Annotated in this window: 17 protein-coding genes; 7 read left to right on the top strand and 10 right to left on the bottom strand. The window is 74.3% G+C overall.

Features of this window, described 5'->3' with window-relative positions; genetic code table 11:
• Positions 1-547: 547 nt before the first annotated feature.
• Complete coding sequence (locus ACIQF6_RS33165) at positions 548-1,792, top strand: metallophosphoesterase (protein WP_400901786.1); 1,245 nt, start codon at positions 548-550, stop codon at positions 1,790-1,792.
• Between the two features lie 94 nt (positions 1,793-1,886).
• Here ACIQF6_RS33165 and ACIQF6_RS33160 read toward each other — a convergent pair whose 3' ends face one another.
• The gene (locus ACIQF6_RS33160; RefSeq protein WP_400901784.1) at positions 1,887-2,384 is read right to left on the bottom strand and encodes a DUF2000 family protein; all 498 of its coding nucleotides are present in this window, start codon (positions 2,382-2,384) and stop codon (positions 1,887-1,889) included.
• Between ACIQF6_RS33160 and ACIQF6_RS33155 the strand changes: the two genes are divergently transcribed.
• Both ACIQF6_RS33155 and ACIQF6_RS33150 read left to right on the top strand, forming a co-directional pair.
• Positions 2,383-3,186, top strand: coding sequence for an AraC family transcriptional regulator (locus tag ACIQF6_RS33155; protein WP_400901782.1), 804 nt, complete (start codon positions 2,383-2,385; stop codon positions 3,184-3,186). The genes ACIQF6_RS33160 and ACIQF6_RS33155 overlap by 2 nt on opposite strands.
• A 912-nt stretch (positions 3,187-4,098) precedes the next feature.
• Positions 4,099-5,163, top strand: coding sequence for a glycoside hydrolase family 6 protein (locus ACIQF6_RS33150; protein WP_400901780.1), 1,065 nt, complete (start codon positions 4,099-4,101; stop codon positions 5,161-5,163).
• A 1,104-nt stretch (positions 5,164-6,267) separates the two neighbouring features.
• Here ACIQF6_RS33150 and ACIQF6_RS33145 read toward each other — a convergent pair.
• Both ACIQF6_RS33145 and ACIQF6_RS33140 read right to left on the bottom strand, forming a co-directional pair.
• Positions 6,268-6,900: a GNAT family N-acetyltransferase gene (locus tag ACIQF6_RS33145; protein ID WP_400901778.1), complete on the bottom strand. Its 633-nt coding sequence runs from the start codon at positions 6,898-6,900 to the stop codon at positions 6,268-6,270.
• Between the two features lie 129 nt (positions 6,901-7,029).
• A complete protein-coding gene (locus tag ACIQF6_RS33140) occupies positions 7,030-7,509 on the bottom strand; it encodes a MarR family winged helix-turn-helix transcriptional regulator (protein ID WP_400901776.1) in 480 nt (159 codons plus the stop codon).
• 126 nt (positions 7,510-7,635) lie between these two features.
• On the opposite strand from ACIQF6_RS33140, the gene ACIQF6_RS33135 reads away from it, so the two are divergent.
• Entirely contained in the window at positions 7,636-8,484 is an 849-nt protein-coding gene (locus ACIQF6_RS33135; protein ID WP_400901774.1) for an alpha/beta fold hydrolase, read from the top strand.
• 123 nt (positions 8,485-8,607) lie between these two features.
• Positions 8,608-8,991: a hypothetical protein gene (locus tag ACIQF6_RS33130; protein WP_400901772.1), complete on the top strand. Its 384-nt coding sequence runs from the start codon at positions 8,608-8,610 to the stop codon at positions 8,989-8,991.
• Between the two features lie 53 nt (positions 8,992-9,044).
• Here the strand turns inward: ACIQF6_RS33130 and ACIQF6_RS33125 are convergent, their stop codons facing one another.
• Together ACIQF6_RS33125 and ACIQF6_RS33120 are read right to left on the bottom strand one after the other, a co-directional pair.
• Positions 9,045-9,404: a 5-carboxymethyl-2-hydroxymuconate Delta-isomerase gene (locus tag ACIQF6_RS33125; protein WP_400901770.1), complete on the bottom strand. Its 360-nt coding sequence runs from the start codon at positions 9,402-9,404 to the stop codon at positions 9,045-9,047.
• A gap of 107 nt (positions 9,405-9,511) precedes the next feature.
• Positions 9,512-9,892 (bottom strand): ArsR/SmtB family transcription factor, encoded by a 381-nt coding sequence (locus ACIQF6_RS33120; RefSeq protein ID WP_400901768.1) that lies wholly within the window; start codon positions 9,890-9,892, stop codon positions 9,512-9,514.
• 157 nt (positions 9,893-10,049) lie between these two features.
• Here ACIQF6_RS33120 and ACIQF6_RS33115 point away from each other — a divergent pair, with 157 nt between their 5' ends.
• Entirely contained in the window at positions 10,050-10,469 is a 420-nt protein-coding gene (locus ACIQF6_RS33115; protein WP_400901766.1) for a (2Fe-2S) ferredoxin domain-containing protein, read from the top strand.
• Between the two features lie 305 nt (positions 10,470-10,774).
• A complete protein-coding gene (locus ACIQF6_RS33110) occupies positions 10,775-12,817 on the top strand; it encodes a SpoIIE family protein phosphatase (RefSeq protein ID WP_400901764.1) in 2,043 nt (680 codons plus the stop codon).
• Here the strand turns inward: ACIQF6_RS33110 and ACIQF6_RS33105 are convergent.
• From ACIQF6_RS33105 to ACIQF6_RS33085, 5 genes are all read right to left on the bottom strand, one after another.
• Positions 12,795-13,220, bottom strand: coding sequence for an SRPBCC family protein (locus tag ACIQF6_RS33105; protein ID WP_400901762.1), 426 nt, complete (start codon positions 13,218-13,220; stop codon positions 12,795-12,797). The genes ACIQF6_RS33110 and ACIQF6_RS33105 overlap by 23 nt on opposite strands.
• A 151-nt stretch (positions 13,221-13,371) precedes the next feature.
• A complete protein-coding gene (locus tag ACIQF6_RS33100; protein ID WP_400901760.1) occupies positions 13,372-13,755 on the bottom strand; it encodes a tetratricopeptide repeat protein in 384 nt (127 codons plus the stop codon).
• Positions 13,756-13,874: 119 nt separating this feature from the next.
• Positions 13,875-15,302 (bottom strand): hypothetical protein, encoded by a 1,428-nt coding sequence (locus tag ACIQF6_RS33095; protein WP_400901758.1) that lies wholly within the window; start codon positions 15,300-15,302, stop codon positions 13,875-13,877.
• Positions 15,303-15,517: 215 nt separating this feature from the next.
• On the bottom strand, positions 15,518-16,027 hold the full coding sequence (locus ACIQF6_RS33090; RefSeq protein WP_400901756.1) for a Zn-ribbon domain-containing OB-fold protein: 510 nt from the start codon (positions 16,025-16,027) through the stop codon (positions 15,518-15,520).
• A 189-nt stretch (positions 16,028-16,216) separates the two neighbouring features.
• Positions 16,217-16,933: a TetR family transcriptional regulator gene (locus tag ACIQF6_RS33085; protein ID WP_400901754.1), complete on the bottom strand. Its 717-nt coding sequence runs from the start codon at positions 16,931-16,933 to the stop codon at positions 16,217-16,219.
• Positions 16,934-17,134 lie beyond the last annotated feature (201 nt).

Genomic DNA, 17,134 nt, shown 5'->3' with positions numbered 1-17,134 from the left:
TCTCTCTTCTTGTGCGGGCCGGACGGCCGGTGGGACACGGCGGCCCGCCGACCGGCACGCACCCGGCCGCCCCGCCGTCATGGGGGTACGGCGCGGCGGGCGGTCGAACGTGGCAGCGGGGCAGTGGCCGGCGAGACCGGCCGGACTGCCCGACGGACGGGGGACATTCTTGACAGATCACGGAGAGTGGCTCAAAAAGCCCCGCCACTACGGCGCGTAGTAGCGGGGCGGCGACGGGCGGGCCGCCCGCCACCCTCCGGCGGCCTGGCGAGAGGGTTGGTCCGGACCATCCCCCGACGGCCACCTGATTGCCGCTGACCTGCGAAATTGCGGTAGCCTTCGGTGGTCGGACGGCGAACCGCGAGCGCCACCCGACCGGCACCTCGGCACATCCACTATCGAGGACCGTAGAAGCCCACCACGCTGTGGGAGGGCTCACAGGAACCGAACACGCCCGGGCACACCCCGTACCCGGACGGCCACGCCCGGTGGGACGGAACCGCACCCCGGTCACAGCCCGCGATCACCACGCCCCGATACTGGCCACATGGTGATCGCGGTGGTGGGGATTGCGGCGCTCGGACTGCTCGGGGCGGCGCACTGGTACGTATGGCGACGGCTGGTCCGCGACGTCTCCGGCCCCGGCAGCCGGTACCGGCGCGCAGGCACCGTACTCGTCGTCCTGCTGCCCGTTCTCTCCGTACTGGCCCTGATCGGCGGCCGGGCCTTCCCGCTCGCCGTGGAACGCTGGTTCGCCTGGCCCGGCTACCTCTGGCTCGCCGTTCTGCTCTACCTGCTGCTCGCGCTGCTGGTCGGCGAACTGCTGCGCCCGCTGCTGCTCCGCTTGCCGCTGCTCCGCCTTCTGCCGCTGTTCCGCTTTCCGCGTCGCCGCGAGATCCGGTCGGCGGCGGAAGTACCGGCGGAACCCGCGGCGCCCGTCGTGCAGGAGGAACCGGCGGCCGCCGAGCCGTCGCGGCGGCTGTTCGTGTCGCGGGTGGTGGCCGGGACGGCAGCCGGCGTCGCCGCCGGCGTGGTGGGCAACGGCGCGTACGGGGTACTGCGCGGGCCGCGGGTGAAGCAGGTGACGGTGCCGCTGGCGAAACTGCCGCGCGCCGCGCACGGCTACCGGATCGCCGTGGTCAGCGACATTCACCTCGGCCCGATACTCGGCCGGGCGCACACCCGGCGGATCGTCGACACCATCAACGCGACCCAGCCCGACCTGATCGCCGTGGTCGGCGACCTGGTCGACGGCACCGTCCCCGAACTCGGCCCCGCCGCCCGCCCGTTGGCCGACCTGCGGGCCAAGGACGGCGCGTACTTCGTCACCGGGAACCACGAGTACTTCTCCGGCGCCGCGCCGTGGGTCGACTTCGTCCGCGAACTCGGCGTCCACCCGCTGGAGAACGCCCGCGTCGAACTGCCCTGGTTCGACCTCGCCGGCGTCAACGACATCGCCGGCACCTCGCAGGGCCAAGGCCCCGACTACGAACGGGCATTGGGCGACCGGGACCGCGGCCGGGCGGCCGTCCTGATGGCGCACCAGCCGGTGACCGTCCACGACAGCGTCCGCCACGGCGTCGACCTCCAGCTCTCCGGCCACACCCACGGCGGCCAGCTCTGGCCCGGCAACTACCTGGCCGAGCTGGCCAATCCGACCGTGGCCGGCCTGGAGCGGTACGGCGACACCCAGCTCTACGTCACCCGCGGCGCGGGCGCGTGGGGCCCGCCGGTCCGGGTCGGCGCGCCGTCGGACATCACGGTGGTCACGCTCGCTTCGCTCCGAGTCTGAGCCGCGTCAGCGCTGCGCAGCGATCCCTGTGGTCCCTGTGGTCCCTGCGGTCTCTGCGCTGTTCCGGGACGGGGGCGTTCCTGCTGACAGCTGCTCACGGGTGCATGCGCGCCCCCTTGAGCACCTTGTCCACGGCGTTGCGCGGCCCGTGCAGGGCCAGCCCGACCAGATCGAGCGCCGCCGTCGGGACCGCGCGGACCGCCGCCCGGTTGTCCCGGTCGTTGCCGGTGCCGAACAGCTCGGCGGTGAACACCGCCACCGGCAACGAGCGGGACAGCGCCCGCGCGTGGGCGGACGACAGCAGCTCCCCGGCTCCCTCGAACACCAGCACCGGCTGACGGAACATCGGCAGGTACGCCGTCCCGTCCGCGTCCGCGTACGGCTCACCGATCAACTCCGGTACGGCGGTGCCCAGTCCGCTCACCAGGAAGGCCGTCACGTTCAGGCGCTGCCAGGGTTCGAGGTCCTCGCGGAGCAGAACGGCGATCTTGGTGTCGAAACGGGGGGTGACGGGGGCGCTGGTCGGAGTGTGCGTGTCCATGGAGTGAGCGTGCCGGTCGGGGCGCGGCGCGGTCTTGTACGTTCTTTGCATGGCAGCGGCGGCCCGGCAGCAGATCACCGCCTGGCGACCGCGCGTCCCCGGCGTCGTCGAGGTGCTGCACGCGCACCTCACCGAACACCGCTACCCCATGCACGTCCACGACGCCTGGACGCTGCTGATCGTCGACGACGGCGCCGTCCGCTACGACCTCGACCGCCATCGCCGCGGCACCCCGCACGACACCGTCAGCCTGCTGCCGCCGCACGTCCCGCACAACGGGTCGCCGGCCACCGAGGCGGGCTTCCGCAAACGCGTCCTTTACCTCGAACTCGGGCAGCTCGGCACGGAGTTGATCGGCCCGGCGGTGGACGGCCCCGACCTCGCGGACGCACTGCTGCGAGAGCGGGTCGGACAGTTGCACGCGGCGCTCGGCACACCCGGGGAGGAATGGGAGGCGGAAAGCCGGCTGGCGCTGATCAGTGCGCGCCTGCGAGAGCTGCTCCGACCGCGAACGGCGGTCCCCGCCAGGCCGGTTGACCAGGGCCTCGCGCACCAGCTGCGCGACCTGCTGGACGCCCGCCTCACCGAACGCACCACCCTCGACGAAGCCGCGGGGCGACTGCACGCCCACCCCGCGCACCTGGTCCGCAGCTTCACCGCCGCGTTCGGCTTGCCCCCGCACCAGTACCTCACCGCCCGCCGCATCGACCGCGCCCGACACCTCCTCCTCGACGGCCACCCCCCGACCACCGTCGCCACCACCCTCGGCTTCCACGACCAGCCCCACCTCACCCGCCACTTCCGCCGCATCCTCGGCACCACCCCGGCCCGCTTCGCCCGTGGCGGGCGGTAGGGAGGTTGCTGTGCGCGCGGGCGTGCGGGTGTCGCGCTGCGCGCGGCGGCTGGGGGGAGTTGAGTGGGACGTCGCCCCGGCCCGCTTCGCCTGTGGCGGGCGGTAGGGAGGTTGCCGTACACGCGGGTGTGGGGGTGTGGCGCTGCGCGCGGCGGCTGGGGGGGGAGTTGAGTGGGGCGTCACCCCGGCCCGCTTCGCCTGTGGCGGGCGGTAGGGGGTGCGCGGGGGTGTGGGGGTGTGGCGCTGCGCGCGTTAGGGGGTGCGCGGGGGGTGTGGGGGTGTGGCGCTGCGCGCGTTAGGGGGTGCGCGGGGGGTGTGGGGGTGTGGCGCTGCGCGGCGCTGGGGGGAGTTGAGTGGGGCGTCACCCCGGCCCGTTCGCCCGTGGCGGGCGGTAGAGGGGGTGAGCGGGGTGGTTGGGCGTGTGGGGTTGGGTGCTGTGCGTGGCTGTGGGGGAGTTGAGTGGGGTGTCGCCCCGGCCCGCTTCGTCTGTGGCGCGCGTTAGGGGGTGCGCTGTGCGCGGGGGCGTCATCCCGGCCCGTTTCGCTCGTGGCGGGCACCGGAGGGTGTGCTGCGCGCGGGGGCGGGGGGCGTTGAGTGAGGTGTTCTCCGGGGGTGGCGGTCGCTCGGGGGAGGCGGGTGGCTGGTGGCCGGGGGTGAAAGTTTCATGGGGTGGGGTGGGGGGTTTCGGGGCTGGAGGGGCGGGGGGTTGACGGGGTGGTGGTCGGGGTGGGTGCATGGCGGCCTTCGTCGGGTGTCGAGTTGGGGTGGGAGAGGGCTGCCGTGCGTCGTCGGTTGTCGCGTTGTGTGCGGGCCGTGGTGGGGCTTGCGGTGTTGTTGGGGTCGGGGCTCGGGGTGGCGGCGGGGCCCGCGGGGGCGGCGGGGCCGGGGCTGGGGGCGGGGACGCGGTTCTATGTGGATCCGGACAGCAGTGCCGTCCGGCAGGCGTGGGCGGATCTGAAGGCGCACGACCTGGTGGGGGCGGAGGCGATGGCCGAGCTCGGGTCGTGGCCGGTGGCGCAGTGGTTCAACGGGACGTCGACGGCGCAGCAGACCACGGACGCGATGGCGGCGTTGCAGCGGAAGGCGGCGGTGGCGCGGCAGGTGCCGGTCACGGTGGCGTACAACGTGCCGGGGCGGGACTGTTCGCAGTACTCGGCGGGCGGGGCGGCGAACAGCGCCGAGTACGCGGCGTGGATCGACGCGCTCGCGCGGGGCATCGGCGACCGGACGACCGTGGTGGTGCTGGAGCCGGACGGCCTCGCGCTGTCGCCTGCGTTCTGCGGCGGCACTGCCGCCCAGCAGCAGGACCGGCTGGCCGAGATCGGGGCGGCCGTGGACCGGCTGACGCGGCAGCGCGGGGCGCTGGTGTACCTGGACGGCGGCCACAGCGGGTGGCAGAGCGTCGGCACGCAGGCCCGGTTGCTGATCGACGGCGGGGTGGACCGGGCCCGGGGCTTCTTCCTGAACGTGTCGAACTACATGACGGACGCGTCGCTGATCCGGTACGGCACGCAGGTGGCGAAGTGCGTCTGGTACGTGGAGCACACGCCGGGCGCGGTCGCCGACAGCTGCGCCAACCAGTACTGGCCGGCCGCCGACGCGGACACCTGGTACGCGGCGCACGTCCCGGCGGACGCCGTGCTCACCCACTTCGTGATCGACAGCAGCCGCAACGGCCAGGGCCCGTGGACCCCGCCGGACGGCAAGTACACCGGTGACCCGCAGACCTGGTGCAACCCGCCCGGCCGCGGCCTGGGCACCCGTCCGACCGCCGACACCGGCGTCGCCCAGCTCGACGCGTACCTGTGGGTGAAGGTGCCGGGCGAGTCCGACGGCAGCTGCACCCGGGGGACCGCCGGGCCCACCGACCCCGAGTACGGCATCGTCGACCCGGCCGCCGGCGGGTGGTGGCCCGAGCAGGCGCTGACACTGGTGCGCAACGCCACGCCGAGGTTGGGCTTCAACATCCGGCATTGAGGTGGTGGGCCCGTAACGCCGAGGCCGAGCTCAAGAAGCTTGTTGTACCGATCACGGTGGACGAGGGTTCGACTGAGGGAAGCTCGGTCGGGCGATCTTGTCGTCCGCCAGGTGTGAAGGCAGGGCCTCCGGTGCAGCTCGCGGTTGTCGAGACCGTGAGCACGCCAGGAGGCCCTGTTGTCGCTGTGGCGTGCCCTCGCGCCTGCGGGCTCCGATTCCGCGGCCCGTACGTGCGACTTGTCGCGCTCATCGGTTCGGGAACGCCGGGGACGGGCCGTACAGGCGGCCGAGGTGTCCGTCCGACACGAGCGACGAGGGGTGGGCCGTGGTGCGTGACGCGATGCCCGTGCCCGCATGACTCGAGGGCAGGGGCGGGCAGCCGGAGGGCTGCTGCCATCGGCGGACGGTCGAGGTGGTGCGCTACCTGGCGGGCGATGCCGGGGGACTTCCCCTTCTGGGATCGCGTCCACGCGTTCTTTCGGCGCTGGAGGAACATGCAGAAGGTGACCGGCGGGGTGCTCCAGGTACAGCTGTCTGTTGATCGTGATCGAGCCGTAGGCGTTCACGATCTCGCGGAAGTCGGCGGGGAATTCGATGCCGAACTCTCGCTCCATTTCGATCCACGGCGCCGGATCCGACCAGTTGAACCGGGGCTCGCCCAGCAGGGCCCTGACCTCCGAAAGCGTTGCCACCACCAAGCCCCTTCCCCATGTTCCGGCCGTCCCGGCCGCGACCCGCGACCCGGTAGCCTACGGGCCACCGACCCGGCCGACCGCACGCCCTCAACCCGAGTGACTGGCCCCGTCCCGACGCCCCACCAGCGACCGGCTGTTCTGCCACGTCTACGGGGGAGGTGGCGGCAAGAGGGGCCCGTACTCCTTCGCCCCCGCGCTGGAATCCGGGCGCACCTCCTGGTCGGCCTACCGGCCGCTGTGCGCCTGGGGCCCGCCGCCGACGCCACCGCGGTCACCGGCCGAGCCGGGCCCGGGGCGGCCTCCCGGGTCGAAGGGCAAGCAGCGGGCCACACGCCACGACGTCGGAAAGCACGGTCAAACGCGCCGGGACGATCAAGGAGCACCAAGTCCGCCGAGGACAAACGACAAGTCAGCCCTTGTAGACCAGCCCGGTCAGGTCGGCGTGCGCCGTCCAGCCCAGCGACTCGTACAGAGCCTGGCCCTCGGCCGTCGCCCCGAGCACGGCGAGCTCCGCGCCCTGCTCCAGCGCGGCATTGCCGAGCGTGCGCATCACCAGCGAGCCCAGCCCCCGTCGCCGGTGCGTCTCGTGGGTGGCGACCCGGTCGACCGCGGCCACCGTGCCCACCACGGCGGTGTACCCGTCGGCCGCGAGCTCGCCCGCACCGGTTCGCACCCGCACGTGGACGACCCCGTTCACCACCTCGGTGCTCACCTCGTACCCGCCCGCCACCCGCGCCTCGGCCGGGCGCAGCGGAGCGGTCATCATCATCTCCGGCCCGCCCAGCTGCCAGCCCGGCCCGGCCCACTCCAGCGCGCGCTGCGGGTCCACGAACGCCTTGATCCAGGTGTACGGCACCTGCTGTGCCGCCTCGGCGGCGGCCCGCACCACGTCCTCGCGCGGGTCGAGCAGCACGTGCCGCGCCTTCTCCCGCGAACGCGGGGTCTCCACCCGCAGGCCCCACGGGTGCTCGACCGGCCCGGTGTCCTGCCGGGCCTTCGCCAGCCCCCTGATCCACCCCAGAAACAGCTCGGTGTCCAACACGAGCACTCCCCCTCGGTTCCCGATCGAACGGCACAGGCTACCCGCCCGTCCCGGAACGAACCGCGGTTCAGCAGGTCAAGTGCCCCCCAGGTCAAGTGCCCCCAGGTCAAGCGCTGAGCCCAATGCCGGTCACGGGCCGGGCGGGCCCGCCGTGTGGTGGCGGGCGACGAGGGCCCGCATGGACGTCAGGAAGCCCTGGACGGTGGCGAGTTCGGCGGGGGAGAGGTCGTTCACCAGGGCGACGGCGTCGGCGATGAGCGGGCCGAAGAAGCTCTGGCCGAGCGTCATCGCCTGCTCGGTGACCTCCAGCAGGACGCGGCGGCGGTCGTCGGGGTCGCGGGTGCGGCGGACATGGCCGAGGCGTTCGAGGCGGTCGACGACGGCGGTGGTGCCGGCCGAGTTGAGGCGCAGCTCGCGGCCGAGCAGGCCGGGAGTGGCGGGGGTGCCGGAGCGGGCGGCGTCCAGCAGGGCGATCAGCGCGCGCAGGTCGGTGGGGTGGAGCCGGTTGCGCCGGGCGAAGGCTGCGGCGAGCAGGTCCAGGTCGACGGTGAGGGCGCGGAGCTGATGGACCGTCTGCAGGCCCTGACTGTCGGGGAGTTCGTCGGTCATGCGGGGCGGCCTTTCGACGGGGCGCCTGCCGGGGGCGGATGCGTGGCGGCAGGTATGGCTGCATAGTATCTCGCTGAGCGAGATACTTGTTCAGCGAGAAAACTCTGCCTGCCGGAGGCTGCCGCCATGGCGTTCGACCGTTCCGCGTTCCTGTCCGCGTACGACACCCTGCTCGACCGCTGGCCCGTCGAGGTCGGGCGGATCGACCTCGAAACCCCGTACGGCACCACCCGGGTGAACGCCGCCGGACCGGCCGGCGGGCCGCCGCTGGTGCTGATCCACGGCGGCGGCTCCACCGCGGCGAGCTGGTGGGCGAACGTCGGCGAACTCGCCCGCCGGTCACGGGTGTTCGCAGTGGACCGGATCGGCGACGCGGGCCGCTCCGCGAGCGGCGGACCGCAGCCGCTGCGCAGCGTCGAGGACCTGCACGGGTGGCTGGACGCCGTCCTGGACGGGCTCGACCTCACCGCCGCCGACCTGTGCGGGCACTCCTACGGCGGGTGGATCGCGCTGAGCTACACGCTGAGCCGGCCCGACCGGATCGACCGCCTCGCGCTGCTCGACCCCACCGGGTGCCTCACCGGCTTCTCGCCCCGCTACCTCCTGCGCGCGGCCCCCGTGCTGGCCCGCCCGACCGAGGCCCGCGCCCGGTCCTTCCTCGGCTGGGAGACCGGCGGCATCCCCCTCGACCCGGACTGGGCCCGCCTGTACGGCCTCGCCATGAGCTTCCCCGCCGCCCGCCCCGTCACCGGCCCGCGCCCCGCCGCCGGGGCGCTCGCCGCGCTACCCGCCCGCTGCCTGCTGCTGGCCGCCGCCGACAGTCGCGCCCACAACCCGCGCACCCTCGTCGCCCGGGCCTCCCGGCTGCTCCCGCAGGCCGAAGTCCGCACGCTGGAGGGCGTCTCGCACCATGCCCTGCCGTACACCCGGGCGGAGGAAGTGAACGCGGCGCTGACCGGCTTCCTGGAGCGGTAGGGCCGCTCCGCCGGGACCGCCTCCGGGGTGGTCGACGTTGTCCGAAAATCGGATGGCAACTCCTTCCCCGGCCCTGCTGTTATGAGCACCTCAACCGCAGGAACAACTCAAGGGGGAACAGTCATGGGCAAGGTGCTCAAGCGCGCCGCCGTCTCCACCGCCGCTCTCGTCGCCGCGGCCACGGCCGTGGTCGGCGCCGGGGCCGGCAGCGCCCAGGCCTCGGAGGTCATCGGGCTCGGCAACACCTACAGCGCCGGCGTCTACTCCTCGCCCAGCGCGAGCTCCGCCAAGGTCGCCGGCGTGCCCGACCTGCACCCGGGCGACTCGGTCGCGGTGAACTGCTGGACCGTCGGCACCAGCGTCGGCAACTTCGGCAACGTCTGGTACCACGCGTTCCAGGAGATCTACGCGGGCTCCCCCTACCTCCAGGCCGGCGGCTGGGTCTTCGCCCCGTACGTCGACGGCGCAGCCGCGTTCCACAGCGGCGCCATCCCCAAGTGCCCGTGACACCCACGTAGTTACCCGTCCGGGCCGGTGGTCGCCACCGGCCCGGCGGCGTGCTACCAGCCGGTGCGCAGACGGTAGGACGGGGTGAGGTCGCGGACCTCCGCGGAGCGGACCACCTCGCGGCCGAGGACGGGCCGCAGGTGCTTGTCGAGCAGGCGCAGCACCTCCTCGGACAGCCGGGCCTTCAGCCCCTCCGGCCGGCCCGGCAGCAGGCCGATCGCGATGTGCACGAAGGCGGTCAACTGGCCGTCGACGTCGTCCACCCAGGTCTCCGCCGCCTGGCGGAAGAAGGTCTTGCACACGCCCCGGGACGCCACCCACTCGCGCACCATCGGGTGCAGTTCGCGGACGAACCCGGGGCGGTCGAAGGAGTCGGCCAGCTGGGGGGAGTAGTCGACGGTGATGTGGGGCATGGCGGGACCTTCTTCGCGCAGATGCTTGGCTTCTACACCTGCCATCTAATCCCCATCTCCGTCCGGCCTCGCGCCCGGGGGCCCACATGCTGGACGCGGCGGCGGGCTCAGCCGCCGGCGGGAGCGGGCCCGGCAGGGGCGTCGCGGATGCCCAGGCGCAGGTGTTCCACGTGGTGGAGGGCCTGGTCGAGGAGCTCGGCGACGTGGTTGTCGTGCAACGCGTAGACGACCGAGCGGCCGTGCCGCCGGCCGGTGACCAGACCGAGGTGGCGCAGCAGCCGCAGCTGGTGCGAGCAGGCGGAGGCCTCCAGCCCGGCGGCCTCGGCCAGCTCGCCGACCGAGCACGGGCCCTCCTGGAGCCGGGCCAGGATGTACAGCCGGGACGGGGTGGCGAGGGCCTGGAGGGTGGCCGCGACATCGGCGGTCCCGACGGCGTCCAGACGTTCGCGGACGGTGGCGCTGCCGGCGGGGTCGGTTCCGTGGCCCATGGGCCCATCGTAGCGAGGTGACCTGAAGACCTGTTCAGATGCTCAGATAGGGTGGGCGGGTCGTCCTCCCCGCTTGCGAAGGGTCGCCCGCCATGGCCTCCGTCCCGGACCGAAACGCCGCGCAGCCCGCCGTCGGGCCCCACCGGGCGAGCACCGGATGAGCGCGCGGGACGACCGCCCCCGCCCGGCCCCGGCCCCGGCGCCCGAGGCCCGCTGCACCGTGACGGTCTGTCGCGGATGCTGCTGCGGCGTGGCCGGGAAGATTCCCCGGCTCGACCACGAGGCCCAACTCGCCGAACTGCGCACCGCGCTGGCCGACCTCGCCACCGTCCGGCGCAGCGAGTGCCTGGACGCCTGCGAGCAGGCCAACGTCATCGTCGTCCAGCCCTCCGCCGAGGGCCGCCGGGCGGGCGGGCGTCCGGCCTGGCTCGGCCTGGTCAACGACCGGGACGCCGCCGCCGACATCGCCGACTGGATCGCCGCCGGCGGCCCGGGCCTGGCCGAGCCGCCGGCCGTGCTCGACCTGTACGCCTTCCGGCCCCCGCGCCGGGTGCGCGCCGAACTGGAGCGCCGGTAGCGCTGCTGCGGGAGCGCCGGCAGCCCCGTTGCGGGAGACCCGGCAGCCCCGCCGGGGGAGCGCCGACGGCCCCGTCCCCGCGGTCGACATAATGGCGCGTTAAAAGCGGCACATCAGCGGGGGAAATCCGGGCGCGGCCATTGGCCCGGCCGGAGCCGGGAGTGTAGGAATGGGCGTATGACCCGGTTTCGGGCAGCACCCGGCGGACCTGGCGCGGCGGGCCACACCTCCCCGCGCCGGGCGTCCATGGCCCACCGCCCCGCACCCCCGTCCGCGGTGACGTTCCCCCAGGCCGGACGGTGCGGATGAACCGGGAAGCGCACGGGACGCACCCGTTGGCGGGCGCCGAGGCGGCCGTCGTCCGGGAGGGCCTGCTGCTGATCGACGCCGACCGGCGGCTGCTGTACGCCAACGACGAGGCCCACCGGCTGCTGAAACTGCCCGCCGACTGCGAGGGCCGCCCGGTGCGGGCCCTCGACCTGCCGGACGGCCTGATCGGCCTGCTGGACGGCGAACGGGACTTCAGCGACGTGCCGATCGCCGTGCACGGCCGCACCCTCGGCCTCGATCTGCGGCACACCGCCGGGGCCGGCGGTTCGGCCTGCCGGGTGGCCACGCTGCGCGACACCGCCGTCCTCGCCGATCCGGACACCGCCCGCCGCCGCCTGGAACTGCTCTACCGGGCCGGGGCCTCCATCGGCACCACCCTCGACATCACCCGCACCTGCCAGGAACTCGCCGCCGCGCTCGTCCCGGACTTCGCCGACTACGCCTGCGTCGACCTCTGCCAGGGCGTCCTCGACGGCGGCGAACCCCGCCCCGGCCGGCACGGGGCGATGCACCGGGCCGCGCTCACCGGGATCACCGCGCTGCCGCCGCTGCTGCCCCCGGGGGCGGCCGTGCCGATCGTCCCCGGCACCCCGCGGGCCCGTGCCGTCGCCACCGCCCGGGCCGTGGTCGAACCCGACCTGTCGGCGGCGCTCGACGTCTGGGACGAAGTCAGACCTGGCACCGTCGACGCCATGCGCGACGAACAGGTGCACACCCTGATCGCGGCGCCGCTGTGCGTCGGCGACACCCTGCTCGGGGTCGCCACCTTCTGGCGGGCCAGGCCGCGGCCGGCCTTCGACGAGGAGGACGGCGCACTCGCCGAGGAACTGACCGCCCGGGCCGCCGTCCTGGTCGACAACGCCCGCCGCTACACCCGCGAACACACCATGGCGGTGGCCCTCCAGCACAGCCTGCTGCCCGCCGAACTGCCCGAACAGCAGGCCCTGGAGGTCGCCTCCCGCTACCTGCCCGCGCAGGCCGGCGTCGGCGGCGACTGGTTCGACGTGATCCCGCTGTCCGGCGCCCGGGTCGCCCTGGTGGTCGGCGACGTGGTCGGCCACGGCGTGCACGCCGCCGCCACCATGGGACGGCTGCGCACCGCCGTGCACACCTTCTCCTCGCTCGACCTGGCCCCCGAGGAACTGCTCGGCCACCTGGACGCGCTGGTCAACCGCCTCGACCAGGAGAACCCCCGCCCGGACGTCGTCGAACGCCCGATCACCGGCGCGACGTGCCTGTACGCCGTCTACGACCCCGTCACCCGCCGCTGCAGCTTCGCCCGCGCCGGGCACCTGCCGCCCGCCGTGGTGCACCCCGACGGGCAGGTGGAGATCCCCGACCTGCCCGGCGGGCCGCCGCTGGGAATCGGACAACTTCCCTACCAGACCGCCGAGTTGGAACTCCCCGAAGGCAGCCGGCTGGTGCTGTACACCGACGGGCTGGTGGAATCCCGGACGCACGACCTCGACCACGGGATGAAGCTGCTGCGCGCCGCGCTCGCCCACCCCGGCCGCAGCCCCCGGGAGACCTGCGACGACCTGCTCGACGCCCTGCTGCCCGCCAACCCCGCCGACGACATCGCCCTGCTGGTCGCCCGCACCCGCGCCCTGCCCGCCGACCACGTCGCCGACTGGGACGTCCCCGCCGACCCCGCCGCCGTCGCCCGGGTGCGCGCCGCCGTCACCCGCCGACTCGACGACTGGGGCCTGACCGAGCAGGCCTTCGCCGCCGAACTCGTGCTCAGCGAACTGATCACCAACGCGATCCGGTACGCCAGCGGACCGATCCGGGTCCGGCTGCTGCGCGACCGCGCCCTGATCTGCGAGGTCTGGGACGGCTCCGCGACCTCCCCGCACCTGCGGCACGCCACCGACACCGACGAGGGCGGGCGCGGCCTGTTCCTGGTCGCCCAGCTCGCCGAGCGCTGGGGCACCCGCTACCCCGCCAGCGGCAAGGTCATCTGGGCCGAACTACCCATCGGGGCAAGCGAGTCGCTCACTCCTCGCACAACTGCTTGAACAGCTCCAGATCGGTCCGCACGGCCTCCTCCACCGCCCTGCTCTGGGCGAACCCGTGCGGACCGCCCAGCGCCTCCTTCAGCTCGTCCGGGTCGTACTCCAACCGGATCTGCACCTGCGTGTGCGCGGCGTCCAGCGGGCGCAGCGCGAAGGTGCCGCGCAGCGGCGGGCCGTCCACCGTCTCCCAGCTCATCACCCGGCCCCGGCCGTGATCGGTGAGCTCGGCGTCCACCTGGTGCCGCTCGCCGCCGAACTCCACCTCCAGATCCGCGTGCCGCCGCCCCCGTGCGGTGGCGTGCACCACCCCGCCGACGAACTCCGGATACTCCGCCACCCGGTGCAACTGCGACCACGCCGTCCCCACCGGGGCGGTCACCTCGATCTGCTCCTCCAGGGTCCGCATCGCGCGCACCTCCGCATCCTCGGCGCTCCCTCCAGCCTGCCAGCGCCGACAGCGCACCGCCCCCGCCGGGCGGTACCCGGCGGGGGCGGTGCGTGCGGACCGGTCGCTCCGGTGGGAGCCGGACCGGTCGGCCGTGCGGGAGACGGACCGGTCAGTCCTGCGGGAAGGCGCCCTCGAACGCGGCGGCCAGCCGCAGGTACGGCACCGCCTCGGCGTGCCGGCCCTGGCGCTCCAGGACGCGGCCGAGGACCAGGTGCGCGTAGTGCTCGACCGGGTCGAGCTCGATCACCGTGCGCAGCTCCTCCTCGGCGCGGCGCAGCTGGGCGGAGTGGTAGTACGCCCGGGCCAGCAGCAGCCGCGGGCCGACCTGCTCCGGGGCCTCCTCGACCAGCTCGACCAGGATCCGCGCGGCGTCCGCGTACGCCTTGGAGTCGAAGAACAGCTGGGCGCGGGCCCAGCGCTCGGCGACCGTCCCCTCGTGGAGGCTCGCCTCGGGCCGCAGGCCCGCGGTCTGCGGGCGGAAGTCGGTGGTCATGCCCTGCTCCTTCCCGTCCCCGGGTCCGTCCTCGGATCCCCGGTGCCGGACCTCCGCGGCCCGACAGGTGGTTGAACATTCACCCACCGGGGTCTATTCCGCGGTCGACGACGGGGCGATCAGGACCCCGTCGCCAGGTCCAGCAGCCGCAGCATGAACTCCGCCGGCAAGGCCGGATTCGCCGCCGCCACGCCCGGCCGCGCGTCCGGCTCCAGCAGGCCCAGCAGCACCTCCAGCGGCAGCCGGGGATCGCCCGCCGCCGCCCGCGCCACCGCCTCGTCCGGATCCTCCGCCAGCCGCGCCAGCACCTCCGGCGCCAGCTCCGGATCGCGCAACGCCGCCAGCCGCAGCGCCGCCTCCGGCCGCTCCGCCCACCCCGCCAGACCCGGCGCGGCGAACCGCTCCAGCGCGGGCAACGAGGACGGGCCCAGCAGCTCCGCGTACACCGACCGCAGCAACTCGCCCGGCGCATCCGCACAGTGCTCCGCCAGCGCCAGCCGCACCACCGGCTCCGAGTCCTTCGCCAGCAGCGCCACCACCTCGCCCGGCAGGTGCTCCAACGCCGCCACCGCACGCCGCACCAGCGGATGCGCGGAGCGGGCCAGCCGCAGCAACTCCGCCGGATCGCCCTGCCGCTCGGCCACCCACGGCAGCTCCGGCGGCGCCGCGTCCGACGTCCCGAAGTCCACCGCCGAACGCTGCTGCTCCGTCAGATCCGGCCGCAGCGACACCGCCAGCCGCACCGCCGCGTCCGGGTCGACCGCCAGCGCCAGCGCCAGATCCGTCGGAAGCTGCGGATTGCCCGCCGCCGCCCGGCGGATCCTCGGGTCGTCGTCCAGCACCAGCCACTCGCCGAGCGCCCGCTCCAAGGCGGCCCCCGCCGCCGTCCGCTCCCGGCGCACCGGATCGCTCTCCGCGATGTACCCCGCCAGCGTCACCGGCAGCGGGCGCTCCACCCGCAGCGCGCGCTGCACCGCCGCCCGCACCGCCGGATCCCGGTCCGCCCGCAGCGCCGTCCGCACCCGGGCCGGCAGCCGGGCCCAGCTCTCCGCGCCCACCGCCGCGGCCCGCACCAGCGCCGAGCCGTCCTGCGCCAGATACACCAGCAGCTCCTCCGGCAGCCCCGCGCACCCCGGCACCCGGCGGCGGGTGTCCGGATCGCGGTCGCCCGCCAGCGCCGCCAGCACCTGTTCCGGCAGTGGCACCCGGTGCGCCGCCGACGCCGCGGCCCGGCGCACCCGGCGCTCGCGGTCCGCGGCCAGCACCGCCAGCACCGGCGGCTCCAGCTCCGGCCGCTCCGCCAGCGCCGCCCGGACCCACCAGTGCGGGTGCCGCAGCGCCGTCTCCCGCACACAGCCGGGCAGCTCCGGTCGGCGTGCCAGCCAGCTCGCGCCCGCGCCGTCGGCCGTATCGTTCAGCAGCCGGACCAGCACCTCGGACGGGGCCGCCGGATTGGCCGCCAGGCCGGCGCGCCACTCCCTTCCCGGCGGCGGGCCGGACAACGGTCGCCAGACGGCGGCCGGCTGATGGGCGCTCAGATCGAGCACGTGTAGTACCTCCCCCGGAACGGCAAACGTCACCGACCCTACCCGCGTGGTGGCGCTCCGTGCACGGGATCGCGCCAGGCCTGCACCTTTGGACCGCAGGATGGATCCCAGGATGTGGGAAGTATGTGCGCGGTGCGGACCGCCGGGAGAGGAAGCGGCTTGATGGGCCGCCCTCTCGTGGCACCCGGTGCCACGAGAGAGGGGGTGGCGGTGCGTCAGGAGCGGGGAACCAGACGGAAGGTGAGCACCCGGCCACCCTCCTCGCTGGCAACCAGCTGCACCCGGGCCCCGATCGGCACCGCGCCCGGCAGCCCGCCGAGCACCGACGCCTGCACGGTGAAGCCCTCGTCCAGCACGATCAGGTACGGGCGGCCCAGGTGCGGGCCCCGACGGGTCGGACGCAGCAGGCGCTGCACCGTCCCCTGCCCGGACGCCACCGCCGGCTCCAGGTCCGCCGACCCGCACACCGGGCACAGCAGGCAGGTCGTCGCACTGGCCGAGTGGCACCAGTGGCAGCGGCGGTAGCGCAACTCGGTCTCGGCGACCGGGCGTTCGGGGCGGACGTCGGGTCGGACGTCGGGGCGGACGTCGGGGCGGACCAGGAACGCGGGCGGGGCGAAGTGCGGGCCGAACTGCGGGGCGAACGGGTCGGCGGCGGTGTCTGCGCCGGTGATGGTCGTCGTCGGGGCCGTCGTCGGCGCGGCCGGGGCGAGCGTGGGGGTCATGGCCGTCTCCTTGCTGAGCCGGTGTGCGCCGCCGTACCGCCGCCTGGGTGGGGCGTGCGGTCGGGGCGGTCTGCCAGAAGGGACGGTATGGCACTCAGTGCCCCGTGTAAAGGTACCGAGTGCCAGTCGGTACGTCAGATCATCGGCGTGGCGGACGAGGGCCGACCGGACAGCCGGGACAGCGGCCGATCACTGCTCCAGGGCCGCCTCGACACCCTGCACCACCCGCCACATCGGCGTTCCCCGGCGTGCCACCATGACGACCACCTCCTCGTCCTGCGACTCCGACCGGCCCTCCGCGGCGCCGTCGCCCCAGGTGTCGATCACCAGCTGCAGCGCCTCGTCCACCGCCGCGCCCACGTCACCCTCGCCGCCCGAGCGCAGCCACGACCGCAGCGCGAAGTTGTGCGCCGCGACCACCGCCGCCGCGATCACGTCCGCGCGCAGCGCGCCGTCCGCGCGGGCCGCGTAGCGGGTGCGCAGGTGGCCGGCCAGCGTGCGCTCGTAGCGCCACACCACGGAGAGCTCGTGAGTGCGCAAGTTCGGTACCTGCTTGGTCAGTTGGTAGCGCCCGACAGAGAACGCCGGGTTCCCCGCGTACATCCGCAGCACCAGCCGGGCCGCGTCGCAGACCTGCTCCACCGGGTCGCCCGCCGGGTCGGCCTGCTCCAGCATCGCCGTCATGTCCGCCAGGCAGCCGTCGTGGTCGGGGAAGACCACCGCCTCCTTCGACGGGAAGTACCGGAAGAACGACCGCCGGCCGACCCCCGCGAGCGAGACGATGTCGTCGACCGTGGTCTGCTCGAAGCCCCGCTCCGAGAACAACTCGAACGCCGCCTCCACCAGGGCGTCCCGCATCGTCGGCCGGGTCGCCGTGGTTCCGCCCTGCTCATGCACCTCGCTCATACCCGGACGGTAGCACCGACCCGGGCCGGAAGGCTGGGCGAGACGATACTCAGTGTGCATAATCGGGGGTACTGAGTGCCATAACCGAGGAGACTGCCATGACCCAGGACTTCGACCTCTACCGGCTGGGCGAGGAGCACGAGATGCTCCGTGAGTCGGTGCGTTCGCTGGCGGAGGCGAAGATCGCCCCGTTCGCGGCGG

It is taken from the genome of Kitasatospora sp. NPDC092948, assembly GCF_044754805.1.
GTDB lineage: Bacteria > Actinomycetota > Actinomycetes > Streptomycetales > Streptomycetaceae > Kitasatospora.
This window is presented reverse-complemented; position numbering and strand designations above follow the sequence as displayed.